The sequence below is a fragment of the Lentzea flaviverrucosa genome, assembly GCF_003350445.1.
GTDB lineage: Bacteria > Actinomycetota > Actinomycetes > Mycobacteriales > Pseudonocardiaceae > Lentzea > Lentzea californiensis.
Map to the genome: position 1 here is coordinate 1,291,245 of NZ_QQAU01000001.1, position 15,224 is coordinate 1,306,468.

Annotated in this window: 16 protein-coding genes; 4 read left to right on the forward strand and 12 right to left on the reverse strand. The window is 67.5% G+C overall.

Going from position 1 to position 15,224, the window contains the following annotated elements; translation table 11 throughout:
• Positions 1–2: 2 nt before the first annotated feature.
• The 3 genes from DFR72_RS05805 (at position 3) to DFR72_RS05815 (ending at position 3,857) form a co-directional block, all read left to right on the forward strand.
• Positions 3–1,229: an ATP/GTP-binding protein gene (locus tag DFR72_RS05805; protein ID WP_177224503.1), complete on the forward strand. Its 1,227-nt coding sequence runs from the start codon at positions 3–5 to the stop codon at positions 1,227–1,229.
• Positions 1,230–1,507: 278 nt separating this feature from the next.
• Positions 1,508–3,124, forward strand: coding sequence for a type IV secretory system conjugative DNA transfer family protein (locus DFR72_RS05810; RefSeq protein ID WP_170176134.1), 1,617 nt, complete (start codon positions 1,508–1,510; stop codon positions 3,122–3,124).
• Positions 3,117–3,857, forward strand: coding sequence for a hypothetical protein (locus DFR72_RS05815; RefSeq protein WP_143086619.1), 741 nt, complete (start codon positions 3,117–3,119; stop codon positions 3,855–3,857). Before DFR72_RS05810 ends, DFR72_RS05815 begins: the two co-directional genes overlap by 8 nt.
• A 152-nt stretch (positions 3,858–4,009) precedes the next feature.
• On the opposite strand, the gene DFR72_RS05820 is transcribed toward DFR72_RS05815, so the two are convergent.
• From DFR72_RS05820 to DFR72_RS05865, 10 genes are all read right to left on the reverse strand, one after another.
• Complete coding sequence (locus DFR72_RS05820) at positions 4,010–4,255, reverse strand: cell division protein SepF (protein ID WP_170176135.1); 246 nt, start codon at positions 4,253–4,255, stop codon at positions 4,010–4,012.
• An 18-nt stretch (positions 4,256–4,273) separates the two neighbouring features.
• Positions 4,274–4,468 carry a hypothetical protein gene (locus DFR72_RS05825; protein WP_090063678.1) on the reverse strand — a complete coding sequence of 65 codons (195 nt, stop codon included), beginning with the start codon at positions 4,466–4,468 and terminating at the stop codon, positions 4,274–4,276.
• A 632-nt stretch (positions 4,469–5,100) separates the two neighbouring features.
• Entirely contained in the window at positions 5,101–5,370 is a 270-nt protein-coding gene (locus DFR72_RS44870; protein ID WP_143086618.1) for a hypothetical protein, read from the reverse strand.
• Positions 5,367–6,245: a cytochrome c biogenesis CcdA family protein gene (locus DFR72_RS05835; RefSeq protein WP_090063677.1), complete on the reverse strand. Its 879-nt coding sequence runs from the start codon at positions 6,243–6,245 to the stop codon at positions 5,367–5,369. Before DFR72_RS05835 ends, DFR72_RS44870 begins: the two co-directional genes overlap by 4 nt.
• Positions 6,242–6,613 (reverse strand): TlpA family protein disulfide reductase, encoded by a 372-nt coding sequence (locus DFR72_RS05840; RefSeq protein ID WP_170176136.1) that lies wholly within the window; start codon positions 6,611–6,613, stop codon positions 6,242–6,244. The genes DFR72_RS05835 and DFR72_RS05840 overlap by 4 nt, the downstream gene beginning before the upstream one ends.
• Before the next feature lie 219 nt (positions 6,614–6,832).
• Positions 6,833–7,555 (reverse strand): DUF169 domain-containing protein, encoded by a 723-nt coding sequence (locus DFR72_RS05845; protein WP_090063675.1) that lies wholly within the window; start codon positions 7,553–7,555, stop codon positions 6,833–6,835.
• 62 nt (positions 7,556–7,617) lie between these two features.
• On the reverse strand, positions 7,618–9,621 hold the full coding sequence (locus DFR72_RS05850; RefSeq protein ID WP_090063674.1) for a heavy metal translocating P-type ATPase: 2,004 nt from the start codon (positions 9,619–9,621) through the stop codon (positions 7,618–7,620).
• Positions 9,622–9,672: 51 nt separating this feature from the next.
• Positions 9,673–10,728, reverse strand: coding sequence for an HgcAB-like fusion protein (locus DFR72_RS05855; RefSeq protein WP_090063673.1), 1,056 nt, complete (start codon positions 10,726–10,728; stop codon positions 9,673–9,675).
• Positions 10,704–11,384, reverse strand: a complete 681-nt coding sequence (cpaM, locus tag DFR72_RS05860; RefSeq protein ID WP_090063672.1) for a corrinoid protein-associated methyltransferase CpaM — start codon at positions 11,382–11,384, stop codon at positions 10,704–10,706. Before cpaM ends, DFR72_RS05855 begins: the two co-directional genes overlap by 25 nt.
• A gap of 12 nt (positions 11,385–11,396) precedes the next feature.
• A complete protein-coding gene (locus DFR72_RS05865; protein ID WP_143086617.1) occupies positions 11,397–11,843 on the reverse strand; it encodes a hypothetical protein in 447 nt (148 codons plus the stop codon).
• Between the two features lie 206 nt (positions 11,844–12,049).
• Here DFR72_RS05865 and DFR72_RS05870 point away from each other — a divergent pair, with 206 nt between their 5' ends.
• The gene (locus DFR72_RS05870) at positions 12,050–13,015 is read left to right on the forward strand and encodes a GntR family transcriptional regulator (RefSeq protein ID WP_170176137.1); all 966 of its coding nucleotides are present in this window, start codon (positions 12,050–12,052) and stop codon (positions 13,013–13,015) included.
• Positions 13,016–13,039: 24 nt separating this feature from the next.
• On the opposite strand, the gene DFR72_RS05875 is transcribed toward DFR72_RS05870, so the two are convergent.
• Positions 13,040–13,720, reverse strand: coding sequence for an alkylmercury lyase family protein (locus DFR72_RS05875; protein ID WP_090063669.1), 681 nt, complete (start codon positions 13,718–13,720; stop codon positions 13,040–13,042).
• A gap of 11 nt (positions 13,721–13,731) precedes the next feature.
• Positions 13,732–15,210, reverse strand: a complete 1,479-nt coding sequence (gene merA / locus DFR72_RS05880; RefSeq protein ID WP_425459870.1) for a mercury(II) reductase — start codon at positions 15,208–15,210, stop codon at positions 13,732–13,734.
• Between the last annotated feature and the right edge of the window lie 14 nt (positions 15,211–15,224).

Consider the following 15,224-nt stretch of genomic DNA (forward strand, 5'->3'; position numbering starts at 1 on the left):
GCTTGATCGTCGGCACCGACCTGTTGTCCGGGCAACTCGTCGTACACGACCCGTACACGGCTTACGAGGACAAGGTAATCAGCTCAGTGAACGTCGCCGTTATTGGAGACGTCGGCAAGGGCAAGAGCAGCCTGCTCAAGACCTGGGCGTGTATCCGGCAGCTGATGTTGGGCAACAGGCGCGTTGTCGTGTTGGACAAGAAACTGCAAGGCGGGCGCGGCGAGTACACCGCGCTCGCCCGGTTTCTCGGAGCACCTTCCATCCGGTTCAGCCTCGACGGCACCGGCAGCCGACTCAACCTGCTCGACCCTGTGATCGCGCTGGGAGGCGAACAGATCGACGACGCTGGCCATGCCCTGGACAACATCGAGCGCCCGACCGGGCAGATGATGCTGCTGCGCGCCGTGCTCAGCGAGGCCCTTGGACGCCCGGTCACCGAACGCGAGGGTAAGGCGCTGCGGCTGGCGCTACTGGCCGCTACCCGCGACGCGCGTGAGCGCGATCGGGTGCCGGTCATCGGCGACGTTGTGCACCACCTGCTGCACCCCAGTGCGGTTGATGCCGACGCGCTGAGCCGCACCGTCGACGAACTGCAGGACTGGGGACTGGACTGCGCGTTCGCGCTCGAGCGGATGATCCAGGAAGACCTTGCCGGCCTTGTGGACGGCGAGACCAGTCTCGATGTCAACCTCGACCATCCCAGCGGGCTCACACACATCGACCTCAGCGCCCTACCGACCGAAGGCCCGGCGCTGCGCGTCGTCATGGCGCTGGTCAACACCTGGCAGACCAACATGCTCGCTGCGCGATCGGAGCGCGCGGAGCAGACCGTCAACATCATCGAGGAGGGATGGCACGTCGCCGAGGGGTCCATCGGTGAGGTCTTGCGCCGCAACGCCAAGATCTCCCGAGGCCTGGGCTTAGCGACCGTTCTCGGTACTCACCACGTTCCCGATTTGCCGCCTGGCAGCCCTGGACGCGCACTGCTTCGGGAAGCAGAGACCAGGTTCATCTATTGCCAGGGCTCCTACGACGATGCCTACGCTTGCGCCGAGCTGTACAACCTGCCGCCCGGAACTGCCGAAACGATCATGGCGCTGGACCAGGGCACGTGTCTGCTCCAGATAGGCTCACGGGACCCGATCTTGGTGCGGCACGAGCGCTCGCCGCGAGAGATCGCGCTGACCGACACCGACGGCGCGCTTACCGGGATCGTCTGGCGCGTATGAGCGAACGCGACCAGGAACGTCATGTTCCTTCGTCCCCCAGGCCTGTGTTCGGGGTCTTCTACCCGTTGCTGGGTGCGCTCTTGGTGACGTTCCTCTTGGCTGTGCTTACTGGTGGCGCACTGTCTGGCTGGTTCGCAGGGCACGGATGGGCTTGGCCTCCGCCTCGCCTGATCCCGGCCACGGTAGCCGGTTGGGCGAGTCACCTGTCAGACCCTGCCGCAGGTTGGCCTACCGATCCCCGACCTGGCCACCCGTTCCTCACCTACAGTCTCGTTCTAGTGGTGCTCGCCGCTGAGTTCGTGCTGTGGACTCGGGTGTTCGCCTGGCGGTACCGGATCTACCGGCGTCGGGCCGAGCAGCGATCCGGTCTAGCCGATCGTCACGCCATCCAGGAACGCCTTGGTGCCAAGGCTGTGACGAAGGACGCTGCACGACTTCGTCCTTCGCTGGCCAAGTTCCTCGACATCAGCGCAGACGATGCAGGGGCCTTGTTCGCTCGCTGGCCGGCTACCGGCGAGGGAATCTATGGCACGCACGAAGACTCGAAGCTCGTCGTAGCACCGGTGCGGATGGGCAAGACCGGCCGTCAAGCAGTGTCCGACGTCCTGCGTGCGCCCGGTGCGCTGGTCGCTACCTCGACGCGTTTCGACCTGATCGAGCTGACGGTCATGGAGCGCGCCAAGCGCGGTTCCGTGTGGGTGTTTGATCCGGAAGATCGGGTGCCGTGGCCGGAGAAGCTGCGGTGGAACCCGATCCGCGGCTGTGAGGATTTCGACGTAGCGCTGCGCCGAGCGGTGGCAATCTGCAGTGCCCGACCGCTGGAAGACACCAAGAACGGCGGGTACTTCAGCGGCAAGAGCGAAGGCGTGCTTGCCGCGATGTTGCATGCGGCAGCCCTGAGTGGTTCTGACCTTGGCACGCTGTGGCTGTGGACGACCAGCCAGTCGTATCGGCCGGCACAGATCCTCGAGACCGACGAGCGTGCCGCGCCCGCGATCGCCGACGGACTCCGCAACTTGCTCGACAGCTTGAAGAGCACGAGCGACACCTCGGGCGCGGGCGGCATCTACTCCACTCTCGAACTTCTGCTTCGCCCGCTCACGTCTCCGACGATCATGCGGTCGCTCACGCCCCAGCCGGGCGACAAGCACTTCGACATCGACGCCTTCATCCGCAGCGGGCGCGACACCTTGTACATGGTGTCGCGCGGAAGGAAGAACTCGGCCGCTCCGATGGTCAACGCGTTGATGGTGGAGGTCTTGCACCGCGCGGACATCCTCTCCCAGCGTCCGACCGCGGAGCAGCTCAGCGCCCCCGCCTACGGCGATCTACGCCTCGATCCGCCCCTGCGGATCGTCATGGACGAAGCAGCCAACATCACGCCGGTCGACGACCTGAGCGCTCGACTGGCCGACTCCGGTGGGCGCGGCGTCCAGATCTACGTCTACGTGCAGAACTTCTCGCAGTTGCGCCAACGCTGGGGCGTCGAGGAGGCGATCGAGATCTGGGACTGCGCGTCGATCAAGCTCGTACTCGGCGGGTTGAGCAATTCCAAAGACCTGATGGCGCTGTCCGATCTGCTGCCCGAACGCATCATCGACCAGGCCAGTGTGTCCACCGGTAGCGCAGCCCGCGATCAGGTCACCGTCTCTCCCTGGCGGCAACGTGCGCTGACCGTGGACGCGATCCGCGAACTGCGCGATGGAGAAGGCCTGCTGTTCTACCGCAACCTCCGCGCGGCCAAGGTCGATCTACCGGGCTGGTGGGAGACCCCGGACCTCTCGGACCTAGTCACACACAGCCGCAACGAGGCACGCAAACTCCTCGCTGCCTACGCGAGCGTCGATACATGTTCGCCGAGTCCCAAAGCGTCCAGGCTGGCACACGATGAGTGAGGTTCCCTCCGCACAGTCCGGGCCAGAAGACAACACTGCAGCCTCGAAAAGAACGCACGTCGAGGATGTACCTGTCCTGGACATGGAACTGCTTCCCGAGGTGGTCACAGAGCTCGCGTTGACGAGCGAGCAACAGGCTCACCAACTTGCTGACCTTGCGGGTGTCGTTTCCGAGCTAGGTGGCAGCGTTGCCACGGCGCTCGACGAGGTCGAGTCGCTGCGCGAGTTCCTTCTGGAGCTGCAAAGGAATCTCGCAGAACGGGAGGACCTGAGCCGGCCCAACCGGTGGACCTGGGCGTTTCTGACCCGCGACCAAGCTGCACAGCTATGGCACGAACTGCGATGGTTCGTGAACCATCTCATCACCCGGTATCCGTTGTCCGCGGACGTGAGCATTCCGCCGTGCTGGTATCGGCACACAGTCGCGGTTGACGAGCTCACCGACCTCTACGCGGCTTGGCGGATGGCCTACTGCTCTGGCGACCGCCCATCGGAAGAGATGATCGCGTGGCGCACGCGGTGGATGTGGCCGAGTCTGCATACGCTCCACACTCAAGCCGACTGGCGAGAGTGCAAGGCGCAGCGTCAGCACATCGAACCTACGGCCCGGCAAGACCTCACCAACTCGGGCTTCGACGACTTCGTTGCGCGCTACCTTGTCGGCACGCCGCACGAACAACGCCGGGATTTGCCATGGCACGAGCAGATCCGTCGCGAACCTCCAGGCGTCTGACGCGATGCCTACGCCGGGATATCCAGAACGGATCTCTGTTACACGGACACCTCGGCGGACCGCCGGAACGGCGCCGCGAGCGTCGGCAGGATGTGCCTGCGCTTGCGAATCAAAGCCGCCACCGTCAGCACGAAGTAGATACTGTACGACACCTAGCCGAGATCACGCTGTTTGGGGTTCTTGAGCGGCGGGGTGAGGATGAAGACCCTGCTCGACACTTTGTCCATGCTGCCCCGTGCGTGAAAGACGAGCCCGGCCGAGACGTCCACGAAGCGCTTCGCGTCGGCGTCGCTGGTGTCGGTCAGATCCAGCAGGACAGGTTGGCCGTCGCGGTACGTCTCGCCAAGTGAGCGCAGATCGCGATACGCGGTCGGCTGGAACTTCGCGGTGTCGTCCAAGCGCACGAGCGATGCGAACTACTCGGTGTCGGAGGTGCTGATTTCTTCCGCTTCGTCAGCAGCGTTGTCGAACGTAGCCGTTACTCCGGCCGCGTCCACACTCGTCAGCCGCCCCAAGAGCCGGAACGCTGAGCGGCGGTAGCCGATCAGAACACCTGCCACGACGAGCGGCCAAATCAGAGTCTTGACGTACTCCAACACGATGTTTGCCACAGTTACCGAACCATCCTAGGGCGTTGATCATCCCCCGATCCGGTACATGCTCACGAGAACGCGTCTACCAAGTCGATGGGGAACCCGAACGCCCCGAACCCCAGCAGTGAGCCACTGGTTATGTAAACAGTCAAGCTGTCGCAGCCAGGTCAGTGTCGCAGACAGGTTGTCCTGTGGAGCCGGACTAGCCACTCGTGACTGTCCGATCGCTGCCTGTCAGACTCTTCGGGCCCAGCCGTGGGACGACGCAGACATAGTGACCATGCCGATGACTTCGATGAGGGTTTGAGCCATGATCACGATGCTGGCGACGCCGAGTGAGTCGGGGCAGGGCGAGTGCGAGAGGCAGCACGACCAGCGAGTTGCGGGTGGCGGCGGTGAACACGATGGTGCGGCTGTCCGAGGGCCGAGTCGGAACAAGCGGGTGGTAGCGAGGCCGAGAATGGCCATCACAGCGAGGAACACGTCGTAGAACGGTATGACGCCGAGGACGGCACCGACGTCGTCGCTCAGCCTTGGGGACCTGGGAAGCGACCACCAGCAGCGTGGCGACCATCAGGGCCACTATTGCGGCCCTCGCTCCGCGGGAGAAGGGCTCACCGGACGCGGCGCGTTGGCTCGGGTGAGAAAGGCTAGACGGCGCGGATCCGGCCGTGCTTGTCGACGACCAGCAGGTCACGTTCGGTCAGCTTGCGCAACGCGGGGTCGTGGTCGATGCCCGCAAAGTCTTGGGGCCAGGGTGATCGACTGGTGTCGGTGAAGACTGTGAGAATCTCGTGGTGCAGTTGACGGGTGGATGTTGTGAGGCTGGCGGCGGCACCGCCCTCATCCAACCCAGGCCTGTGGATTCGGCCATCGCGATTTTCCGGACGGTATGGCGTCAATAGGGCTGCTTGGCTCATTGCTCCTTGCCTGGACTGGTGCGCTCGTCAGCGCTGCCGGCGGACCGACCGACGTCGGGATCTCTGCGTGCTCGTCGGAACGCCAAGGTGACGAGGGGTGCGAGGATGGCGAGCGCGATGACGGCTGTTTCGGGGTGGGTGGCGATCCAGTCGGCGGCGGCGGCGGTGGTCGAGGTCCACCCGCGATCGTCGGGTCGGCCCTCCCCGGTCAGGGTGGGTGCCCAGAAGAGCAGAAGGTAGATGCCGGTTGCGGTCAGGATCGCTCCCGCGACGCGTGTGGCGTGGGGCAGCACACGGCGGCCCAGGCGGGTGAGCAGTCCGGCGGCCAGGGTCGTTGTGACGGCGATGGCCAGCAGCACGGTGGTGGCGCCAGCGGCGTAGCCGGCCAGCACGGCGAGCAGGCCGGGAAGGTGTGTAACGGCCAGACTCTGGGCGGTGAGCGCTACGAGGATCGGCAGGGTGCAGGACAGGGAGGCGACGGCGTAGACCGCGCCGAAGACGATCATCCTGCGGGGATGTTGTGCGGTGCCGGTGCTTATCCGGGCAGGCATGAGGCTCGGCAGCCGCACCCCGGCCAGCAGTGCGATTCCGGCGAGGGTGATCAGGATGGCGAGACCGACGACCAACCAGGGCGTCCAGGACAGCAGCGGGCGCAGACCGAGGGCGACGGCGAGGGCGGCGATCACGAACGTGCCCGTGAATCCGGTGGTGAGAGCGAGCCCGCCGCGCAGTGCGGCAAGTAGTCGCTGGGTGGGGCCACTGGTTGAGTCCCGAGTGGCTGCGGCTGCGAGGTAGCCGGGGAGGAGGGCGAAGCCGCAGGGGTTGACCGGGGTGACCACCCCTGCGGCGAAGGCGAGCACCAGGAGGTCGGTCATGTGGTGACCCCGCGGATAGCCTCGGTCAGTTCCTCGGCGGTGGGGACGACGCCACGGAAGGCGATCTTGCCGGTCGAGTCAACCACGATCGTGGTGGCCGGTGCGGTGACGCGCCAGGTTCGCAGCAGGGTCGCGTCGGTGTCCCGGGCGACGGTGAGTTGCGGGCTGCCCGCGGCGCAGAGCATCCCGGTGATGTCCTCGGGTTCGTCACCGGGATCGATAGCTACGGCGATGTAGTCGGCGGCAACGGCCTGCTGGGCCTTGCCGACGGCTTGAATGCCTTCGATGCACTGGGCGCAACTGAGGGAGAAGAAGTGCAGCACGGTGGTTTTGCCGGGAACGGGGAGGGTGACGGTGTCCCCGTTCAACGTGCGTACCTGGTGTGCGGCGGGAGCGCTTGTGGTCGTGCTGAGGCCGGACGTCGCGGGTGTGGTGCCGATGGTCCCGCAGCCGGTGAGAAGCCCGGTCGTGAGGAGCCCGACGAGGAGTACCGCAGCGCGGGCACGCTGATGGGATAGGGACATGGCCCTTCCTGTTCGAGGGATGAGGCGCCGCGGGGCGGAACCCTTGCGGCGCCCGCGAGCGGATCAGGCGGTGACGTTGGCGGTGAGGGTGGCTTTGCGGTCCTGGTAGAAGGCGGCCATCGTTCGGTTCGTGGCAGCGGAGGCTTCGGCGGCGACGACGAACGCGGCCAGTTGGGTGGCGGGGATGGCCAGCAGCATGCGGTCGTCGTCGATCTCGGTAAAGGTGCGCATCCCGGTGCAACCAAAGGACATCACGGGGGTGTCGTTGGCGACCGACAGAGGCAGGGCCGCGCACGCGGGGCGGCCGGTGGTGCGAGGCACGGTTTCGGCCGACCACTTGGCGCTGCCGTTGGCTTCGTTGCACAGCATCGCTTGCTGGGCTGTGAGCCAGACCAGTACGACGGTGGGCTCGTTGGGGTGCTGGGCCAGTGGCCCGTAGACGATGCCTACGTGCTGGCCGGTCCGGCTGGGGATCTTGGCGGCCTCGTCGGCGTCGATGTAGTCGCACTCGCACATGTTGGTCACCAGTTCGCCGAGTTCAGCGGCGATGTGGTCGGGCATCTGGAAGCCCATCACCATGTGGCCGATGGGGCAGTTGTGGTGGGCCTCGGCGGGGGCGTAGAAGGTGGTGTTCTCGGCGCGGCGCCAGAAGGCGCACGCTGCGGGCGACATCTCCTGGGTGGTCGGGATGTCGACGGGGGCGGTGTCGACGAAGGACAGCGCCACGGGCGGTGTGGTGAGCGTAAGGGCCGCCGATAGGCGCTGTGCCAGTTGACCGGTGTCCATCTGTGCTCCTTGGCGTGGTGGGCGGGCAGTGCGGTTCGTGCGCCGACGCAGAGTGGGACCGCCTAGGCGGCCGACGGTGCAGGGGCGTTGTCGTCGGCGTCGAGGCAGCGGGGCGAGGACGGCTCGTCGGGGACCTTGGGGTTGTAGGCCAGGACGAGCGCGGAGTTGACGACCACGGAGATGAAGCTGGCTGCGTGGAAGAGTGCGGCGGTACCGGGTGAGATGAGTCCTGCCAACGCCAGGATCAGACCGACGACGTTGTAGCCGGTGGCGAACAGGATGTTGATTTTGATGGTGCGGATGCCGCGGCGGGCCAGACGGGCGGCGGTCAGGACCCGGCCGAGATGGTCGCCGTGCACGACGATGTCGGCGGCCATGGCGGAGACTTCGGCGCCGGCGGAGACCATGGCGATTCCGACATCGGCGGCAGCGAGGGCTGTGGCGTCGTTGATGCCATCGCCCACCATGGCCACGACCTGCCCGTCGCGTTGGTGGCGCTGGACTTCGTCGAGTTTCGCCTGCGGCGTGGCCTGGGCCAGGTACTCGATGCCGAGTCGACGGGCGACGGCCTCGGCGGGCTTGGAGCGGTCGCCGGTCACCATCACCAGGTGCCGCACGCCCAGTTTGCGCAGCCCGGCGATGACGGCGGGCGCGGACTCGCGGGGTTGGGCGAGGAAGCCGAACATGCCGATCACGGTGTCGCCCTCGACGAGATAGGCGAGGGTGTGGCCGGCGTCCTCGCGCCGTTCCGCGGCCTGGCGCACGTGTTCGGGCGGGGTCAGGCCGCGCAGGGCCAGGAAGCGTTCGTTGCCGATCGCCACCTGGCGGCCCTCGACGACCGCGAGCACTCCGTGGCCCCCGGCGACTTCGAAGTACTCGGGTTCGGAAAGGTCCAGGCCCTTGGCGGTGGCTGCGGCGCACACGGCTCGGGCCAGGGGGTGGCTGGAAGGTGTTTCCGCGATCGCGGCCAGTCGCAGTACCTCGTCTTCGGTACGGCCGGCGAAGGCGTCGATGCCGACGAGTTCGGGGGTGGAGGCGGTGAGGGTGCCGGTCTTGTCCAGAAGGACGGTGGTGGCGCGGCTGCACGCCTCCATGCTGGCGCCGCCCTTGATGACGATGCCGCGCCGGGCGGCGTTGCCGACGGCGGCGATCAGCGCCAGTGGTGTGGAGGCCGAGAAGGCGCACGGGGTGATCACCAGCAGGATCGTGGCGACGCGTTCGAGGGATCCGGTCATGATGCCGACGGCGGCGGCGATCAGCAGCACCAGCGGCAGGAACCACTTCAGGAACAGGTCGACAGTGCGCTGGGCGGGTACGTGTTGCTGTTGGGCTTGGCGCATCATCTCCACGATGCGGGCGACGGTGTTCTGGTCGGTGGTCGTGGTGGAACGCACCTGGATGGCGGCTTGAAGGTTGTAGGTGCCCGCGAACACCTCGTCGTCCACGCCGCGGTCGGCGGGGACGGATTCGCCGGTGAGCATCGATTCGTCCACCGCGGTGTCGCCTCGGGTGACGATGCCGTCCACGGGAAGGCGTTCACCGGGGTGCACAGCGACCGTCTGGCCGATGCGGATCTGTTCGACCGGCACCATCACCGAGCCGTCGGCGGTGACCAGGCGGGCTTGGCGCGGCACGAGACTGAGCAGCGCTTCCACGGCGGAGCGCGCGTGCCTGCCTGCCCAGGCCATCAGCGTCTCGCCCAGCCACATGATGAACACGACCCAGGAGGCGTACCAGTACTCCTGTTCGTAGACCACGGCGATCAGGGCGAGGGTGATGAACACTTCGGTGGTGAGACGGGGTCGGCGGCTGAACAGGGTCCTGGCCGCCAGCCAGAACATCGGGTAGCCGAGGACCAGGCCGATCCAACTGATCACGTTCCCGATCTGCGGCCACGGTGCCGTGTCGACGAACAGGATGATGGCCGCGCCCGCGGCCATGCACGCGAACGTCGCGGCCAGGAAGCCGAGGTTGCGGTGGAACAGCCGCTGCTGGCTCAGGTCGGCTTCACCGAACAACCCGGAGGTCGGTGGTGGCGCATTGGTGGCGCATTGGTCGGCGGTCATCCGGTCCCCCAAAGTGTTGTTGGAACGAAACGGGCCAGTTGTCGGACGGTCTCAGGAGATGGCGTCGACCGGACATTGCTGGACGCATGCGAAGCAGCTGATGCATCCGTCGGGGTCGTTGAGGAACGCCTTGCTGTCCATGTTCAGGGTCAGTGCTCCCTTGGGGCACACCTTGACGCAGATGTCGCAGCCGGCGATGCACGCCGGCTCGTCCACTGTGGGCAGGAACCCCGGCGGCGCGAGGGTGGCCGGGTACAGGAAGCACAACAACTCCTGCTTGCACACGTCGGTGGGTGACCAGCTGGGGAAGTCCAAAGCCACCAGTGCACCCACCCCGGCCATGACCACCGGCCAGAAGATCAGCCCGAACAGTCCCTGCCCGAGCACGGCCGCGGCGCCGAACCCGATCGCGCCCGTGATCGCGGCCAGTGGAATGGCCTGCGGGAGACCGGGCTTGGTGGGCAGGCGCGGATAGACGACGGCGAACAACACCGACAGGACGTAGCTGAGCGCCATGACGGCGAGCCCGGCCTTCCACCCTGCGATCAGGAGACTGGGTACACCGAGCAGTCCGGCGGGCCACAGTCCCGCGCCGATCCCCATCTCGACGCGGGTGCGCAACGGGAACGTCACCCGGTCGGAGACCAGGCGCGGAAACGACTCGTCCAGCCAGGTCGGCAGGTCGGCGATGTCGATGGGGCCGAACACCACGCGCCACCCGGTCCGGCGGCGTACCTCCTTGGGGTCGACCCCCGGTGTGGTCAGCCGCGGCAGCACCAGGCGGTGGTGGTCGACCAGGTCGTCGATGCCGCTGAGCTTGATCGCCGCTTCGACCTGGTCGACGCCGAAGTGCCCGCCCGCCGAGGCGCACCAGACGTTGACGCCGTCGGTCGGGGCGACGAGCAGATAGCAGTCGTAGTCGCGCAGCACCCGGGACACCAGCCGGACGGTGTGGTCGAAGTTGCCGGTGACGAAGACCGGGGACGTGCGGTCGGGATTGCCGAACACGCGCAGGCCCGGCTCGGTCGGGAACGGGAAGGAGCGGAACAACAACTGTGTCGCCGAGCGGAGCGGACTGGTCGTCACGGCTGGGGTTGCAACCGGCATGCGGGTTTCCTCCCCGAGGCGATCTGGAAGGACTGGCCGTGCACCGTGGTGGCTTCGACCGCCTCCAGCCCGCGCTCGCGCAAGGCGTCGGCGAGGTCGCCGGTGTGCCGGGTGGTGGTCTGGGTGGTCAGGTAGGTCAGCACGGCCATCGGCATCCTGACCACGCGGTAGAGCAGCCGGCGGCCGGGAGAACGGGGAGCGACCTCGTCGGCCAGCACGACGGTGCCGCCGGGGCGGACCAGCCGGCAGAACTGGTCGAGGGCGTACCGGCGCTCGGCCTGGCTGAGTTCGCTCAGGACCAGGCAGCACACCACGCAGTCGACCGAGGACTCGGCGATGGCGTTGTCGAGCTGGATGAGGTTGAGTACCCGGACCTCCAACCGGCCGCTGTCCAGGGCCGTCCCCAGCTTGCGTCGGGCGATGTCGAGCATTCCCGGTGAGCGGTCCACGCCGATCACCCGGCAGCCGCGCTCCAGCAGGTGCGCGGTGACGCCGCCTGTCCCACACCCGACTTCCAGTACCCGGCTGCCTTCGGGCACCTGCAGCGCCACAGCCCGGTAGGTGTCCTGGATGCGTCCCAGACTCAGCAGGCCCATGCCCAGGTCGTAGCGGGCGGCGCGGGTCTCCAACAGCTTCATGAACACGAACGAGGACATCTCGTGTCCCCCTCAGGCGCGCTGCGCGTCGGACGTGCGGACGGCGACCGGCGCACCCGGTGAGGTGACCGGCCGCCGAACGAGGTCGCTGACGAGTACGGCGGCCACGACCACCGCCGTGATGAGGGGCAGACCGGCTATCGCGATCACCACCAGACCCACCGCGACCAGCAGCACAGGCGTGACCTTCCGTGCTGCCAGCGCAGCCCTCGCCGCACCCAGGAAGCGGGGAAGCCCCCACACCGCGGCGGCCCATGCCAAACGTTCGGCGGTCTCGGACCCGACGGGCACGGAGGGAAGAAGGGACACCAGCGCCGCGGCGCACGTCATCACGCTGCACACCGCCGAGATCCGGCGTACCAGTATTAATCGTCGCTGTCCCAGCACTGCCCGGTCGTCGAACGTGGTCGGGCAGTCCGGGGCGGCGCAGCACCCCTGCTGACGTGCTCGTTCCCCCATGATCAATCCCCTGTCGCGGCGCGGATGACTGTGGAGGACGACGCTATGACCGGGTTTGTCCTATGTCAATGGGACATATTCGGCTAGCCGAGTGAAACCGAGGAAGGCAACGGCCGAACCGATGGGAGAGGCCCACCCGCCCAGGCAGCGTTCGGGGGCGCAGAATGGCGGGATTCCACGAGACGAAGGCAGGGCCGCAGTCGATGATGAGGATCGCGATCAACCGGACGATGGGTGTGCCGCTGGCCACGCAGATCCGGGACCAGATCGTCGCGGCCATCGCGAGCGGTCAACTGTCCCGCGGCGACAGGCTGCCCACGATCCGACAACTCGCCGAGTTCCTGGGTATCAACCGCAACACCGTGGCCCAGGGCTACCGCCAGTTGGAGGCGGAGGGGTACGTGAGCACCAGGGCCGGAGGCGGGACGACGGTGGCCGAAACCGCGGCGACGGCCGACGCCCTCCGGGCCGGGGCATTGCGGGAGTTGGTCGCCACGGCACTGCGCACCGCGGAAGCGGCCGGGTTCGATGCCCGCGAGTTCGCCGAACTGGCCTACTACCAGAGCGCCCAACAACCCTTGCGCCCCTGGATTCTGGTGGTCGACGAATACGACGGCGAACTGGCGTCGCTGTCGGACGCGGTGCGGGCCGCCCTGCCTGACAGCACTGTCCACGGGATGACGCTTGCCGACTTGGCGTCACTGACCGTCTCCGATCGTGCAGCACGATTGCGGCGCTTCGACTTCGCCCTGGTGCCCTTCTACTGTCTTGAACACGTCAACTCCCTGCTCGCCGGAGCCGACCTGCCGACACTGGCCGCGGGCGTGGGTCCGTCACTGAAAGTGCTGCAACGCATCCGCGAAACCAGCGCCGACAAACGCGTCGCGATCGTCTGCAGTGAGCCCGAGGGGCCGTCGTACATGGAGCGCTCGCTGCGGCGGGCCGAGGTCATCCCGGCCGAGGTGCGCCACGCGCATCTCGGCCAGGACTCGTTGGCGGCGGTCCTGCTCGACGCCGACCTGGTGATCGCTTCCGAGGGCTCCGTCGACACCGTCCGCGGCCTGGTCGACGCCGAGAAGGTCATCACCTACTCGAACATCCTCAGCGAGGAATCGCTGGCCACCATCCGCAGCTACGCCGAGTTCGTCTCCCGCCAGCGCGCCCAGCAATGAGCATCCGGCCCGGCCGTGGCCGCGTCAACCGAGGAGGTCCCCGAAGACGTCGATGCCCAGGCGCAGCGCCCGGTCACGATCGACCACGCACCCCCGCACGTGCGGATGCCCGGCAGCCCAGGCGTGCGCGTGCTCGGCGGAGGTGAACACGTTGAGGTAGTCGCAGCACACCTGCGCCGCCGTGCCCGCGCAGCAGTCACCGGCCGTTCCGATGAACGCCACGCACCCGCCTGGCTGCCACCGGGCGGTCCTGCCCTTGTCGGTGACGGTAATCGTGATCGATTCCCCGCTGTAGGGGTCCACCGAGGTGATCAGCGCGTCGCTGTTCAGCATCGCGGGCATGCCCAAGGCGTCGACGGCGCACATCGCGTACGGCTGCGCGCCGTCGACGAGGTGCACCCGGTGTGCGGTGGGGCGGGCGGAGAACGGGTAGGCGTAGACGATGTCGCCGCGCCGCGCTCCCATGCCGATGATGTCCCGGTCGACAAGGCCGGCGAGGCTCTTGCGCGGGTCGAGTCCGAGTTCGGCTGCCGCGGCGGCCACGGCCGGGACGGCCGGGGGCCCTCCGGTGGCGGCGAAGGCGCGCAGGATCATCCGGTGCAGCGCGCGCGTCGCCGGATCCAGGGCGGTGATCCGGCGACCGGGTGCCACGTCGAGCACGGACCCGCAGACGGTGTCGGCGGGCGGTGCCGAGGTCCTCGTCACGGGCGTTCCCTTCACGAAGCGCAGCAGGACAGCGTGGCGACGTCCCGGGTGAAAGTCTGCGCGGTCAGTTTGAGTCCCTCGGTCATGGTCAGGTAGGGACACCACAGTGCGGCCATGTCAGCGACGGTCATCCGCCCGCGCAGCGCGTACACGGCGGTCGCGATCACCTCGCCCGCGCCCTCGGCGACCACGTGCGCACCCACCAGTCGGCCGGTGTCGCGTTCGGCGACCAGCTTGACCAGGCCGCGGGTGTCGCGGTTGACGACCGCCCGTGGGACGAACTCCAACGGCAGCACCCGGCTCTCGCAATCCAGTCCCTGCCGGCGCGCCTGCTCCTCGGTCAAACCGGCGGAGGCCAGGGCCGGGCCGGTGAAGGTCACCCTGGGCAGATCCCGGTAGTCCAGCGACCGCCCCGTCTCCGTAAAGGCGTTGTCGGCCATCAGCGCGCCCTGAGCCGCGGCGACGTAGACGAACTGGGGCTGTCCGGTCACGTCCCCCGCCGCCCAGACCTGCGGATGGCTGGTGCGCAGGTACTCATCGACCAGCACCTGTCCCGAACCGCCGAGCCCCACACCAATCCGCTCCAAGCCCAGCCCGTCGGTGACCGGGCGTCTGCCGGTCGCCATCAGCATTCGATCGGCGGACAACTCGCGCCGCGTGCCGCCACCCATTACTGACGCGACGATCCGCCCAGACTCGGTGCGCACCCGCTGCACCTCGGTTCCGGTGTGCACGGTGACGCCCTCGTCGGACAGCACCCGCTCGATCATCGCCGAGACCTCCGGCTCCTCGGCGGGCGCCAGCCGCCCCAGCGTCTCCACCACGGTGACCCGGACCCCGAGGCGCGCGAACAGCTGCGCTTGTTCCAGCCCGATGTAGTTGCCGCCGACGATCAGCAACGAGGCCGGCAGTTCGGCCAGTTCCATGACCGTGGTGGAGGTGAGGTGGTCGATCCCGTCCAGTCCCTCTATCTCGGGCACCCACGCCGTGGAGCCCGTGGCTATGAGGTAGTGCTCGGCGACGACCTGCCCGCCTGAGCCGTCGGGCGACTCCACCCACAGTGCCGGCCCGTCCACGAACCGCGCCCGACCGGACAGGATTTCCCAACCGTGCTCGGCGGCCAGATCGACGTACTTGCCCGACCGCATCCGCCCGACCAACTCGTCCTTGCCGGTGATCAGATCAGGGAAGGCCACCGGGCCGGCCGTGGCGTCGATACCGGGGAACCTGCCGGCCGACAGTGCGACATGGCGGGCTTCAGCCGCGGCCAGCAGTGCCTTGGACGGCACGCAACCGGTGTTCACGCATGTTCCGCCGACCGTCGCGCGCTCCACCATCACCACCGACTTGCCTCGGCGACGGGCCGCGATGGCTGCGGCGAAACCCGCTGCACCCGATCCCACGATCGCCAGATCGACGTCTACCACATCGCTCCATCCCGACTCTTCATATTCGCTTACCCGGATTTGTCCTAGCAAGGTAACATTCACCAGGCGACGATGTC

What these genes read in the sequence shown, in the direction of transcription:
- DFR72_RS05815 (WP_143086619.1), top strand. Translation starts at nt 3,117, where the DNA reads ATGAGTGAGGTTCCCTCCGCACAGTCCGGGCCAGAAGACAACACTGCA.
- DFR72_RS44870 (WP_143086618.1), bottom strand. Translation starts at nt 5,370, where the DNA reads ATGAGCCAAGCAGCCCTATTGACGCCATACCGTCCGGAAAATCGCGAT.
- DFR72_RS05835 (WP_090063677.1), bottom strand. Translation starts at nt 6,245, where the DNA reads ATGACCGACCTCCTGGTGCTCGCCTTCGCCGCAGGGGTGGTCACCCCG.
- DFR72_RS05845 (WP_090063675.1), bottom strand. Translation starts at nt 7,555, where the DNA reads ATGGACACCGGTCAACTGGCACAGCGCCTATCGGCGGCCCTTACGCTC.
- DFR72_RS05850 (WP_090063674.1), bottom strand. Translation starts at nt 9,621, where the DNA reads ATGACCGCCGACCAATGCGCCACCAATGCGCCACCACCGACCTCCGGG.
- DFR72_RS05855 (WP_090063673.1), bottom strand. Translation starts at nt 10,728, where the DNA reads ATGCCGGTTGCAACCCCAGCCGTGACGACCAGTCCGCTCCGCTCGGCG.
- cpaM (WP_090063672.1), bottom strand. Translation starts at nt 11,384, where the DNA reads ATGTCCTCGTTCGTGTTCATGAAGCTGTTGGAGACCCGCGCCGCCCGC.
- DFR72_RS05865 (WP_143086617.1), bottom strand. Translation starts at nt 11,843, where the DNA reads ATGGGGGAACGAGCACGTCAGCAGGGGTGCTGCGCCGCCCCGGACTGC.
- DFR72_RS05870 (WP_170176137.1), top strand. Translation starts at nt 12,050, where the DNA reads ATGAGGATCGCGATCAACCGGACGATGGGTGTGCCGCTGGCCACGCAG.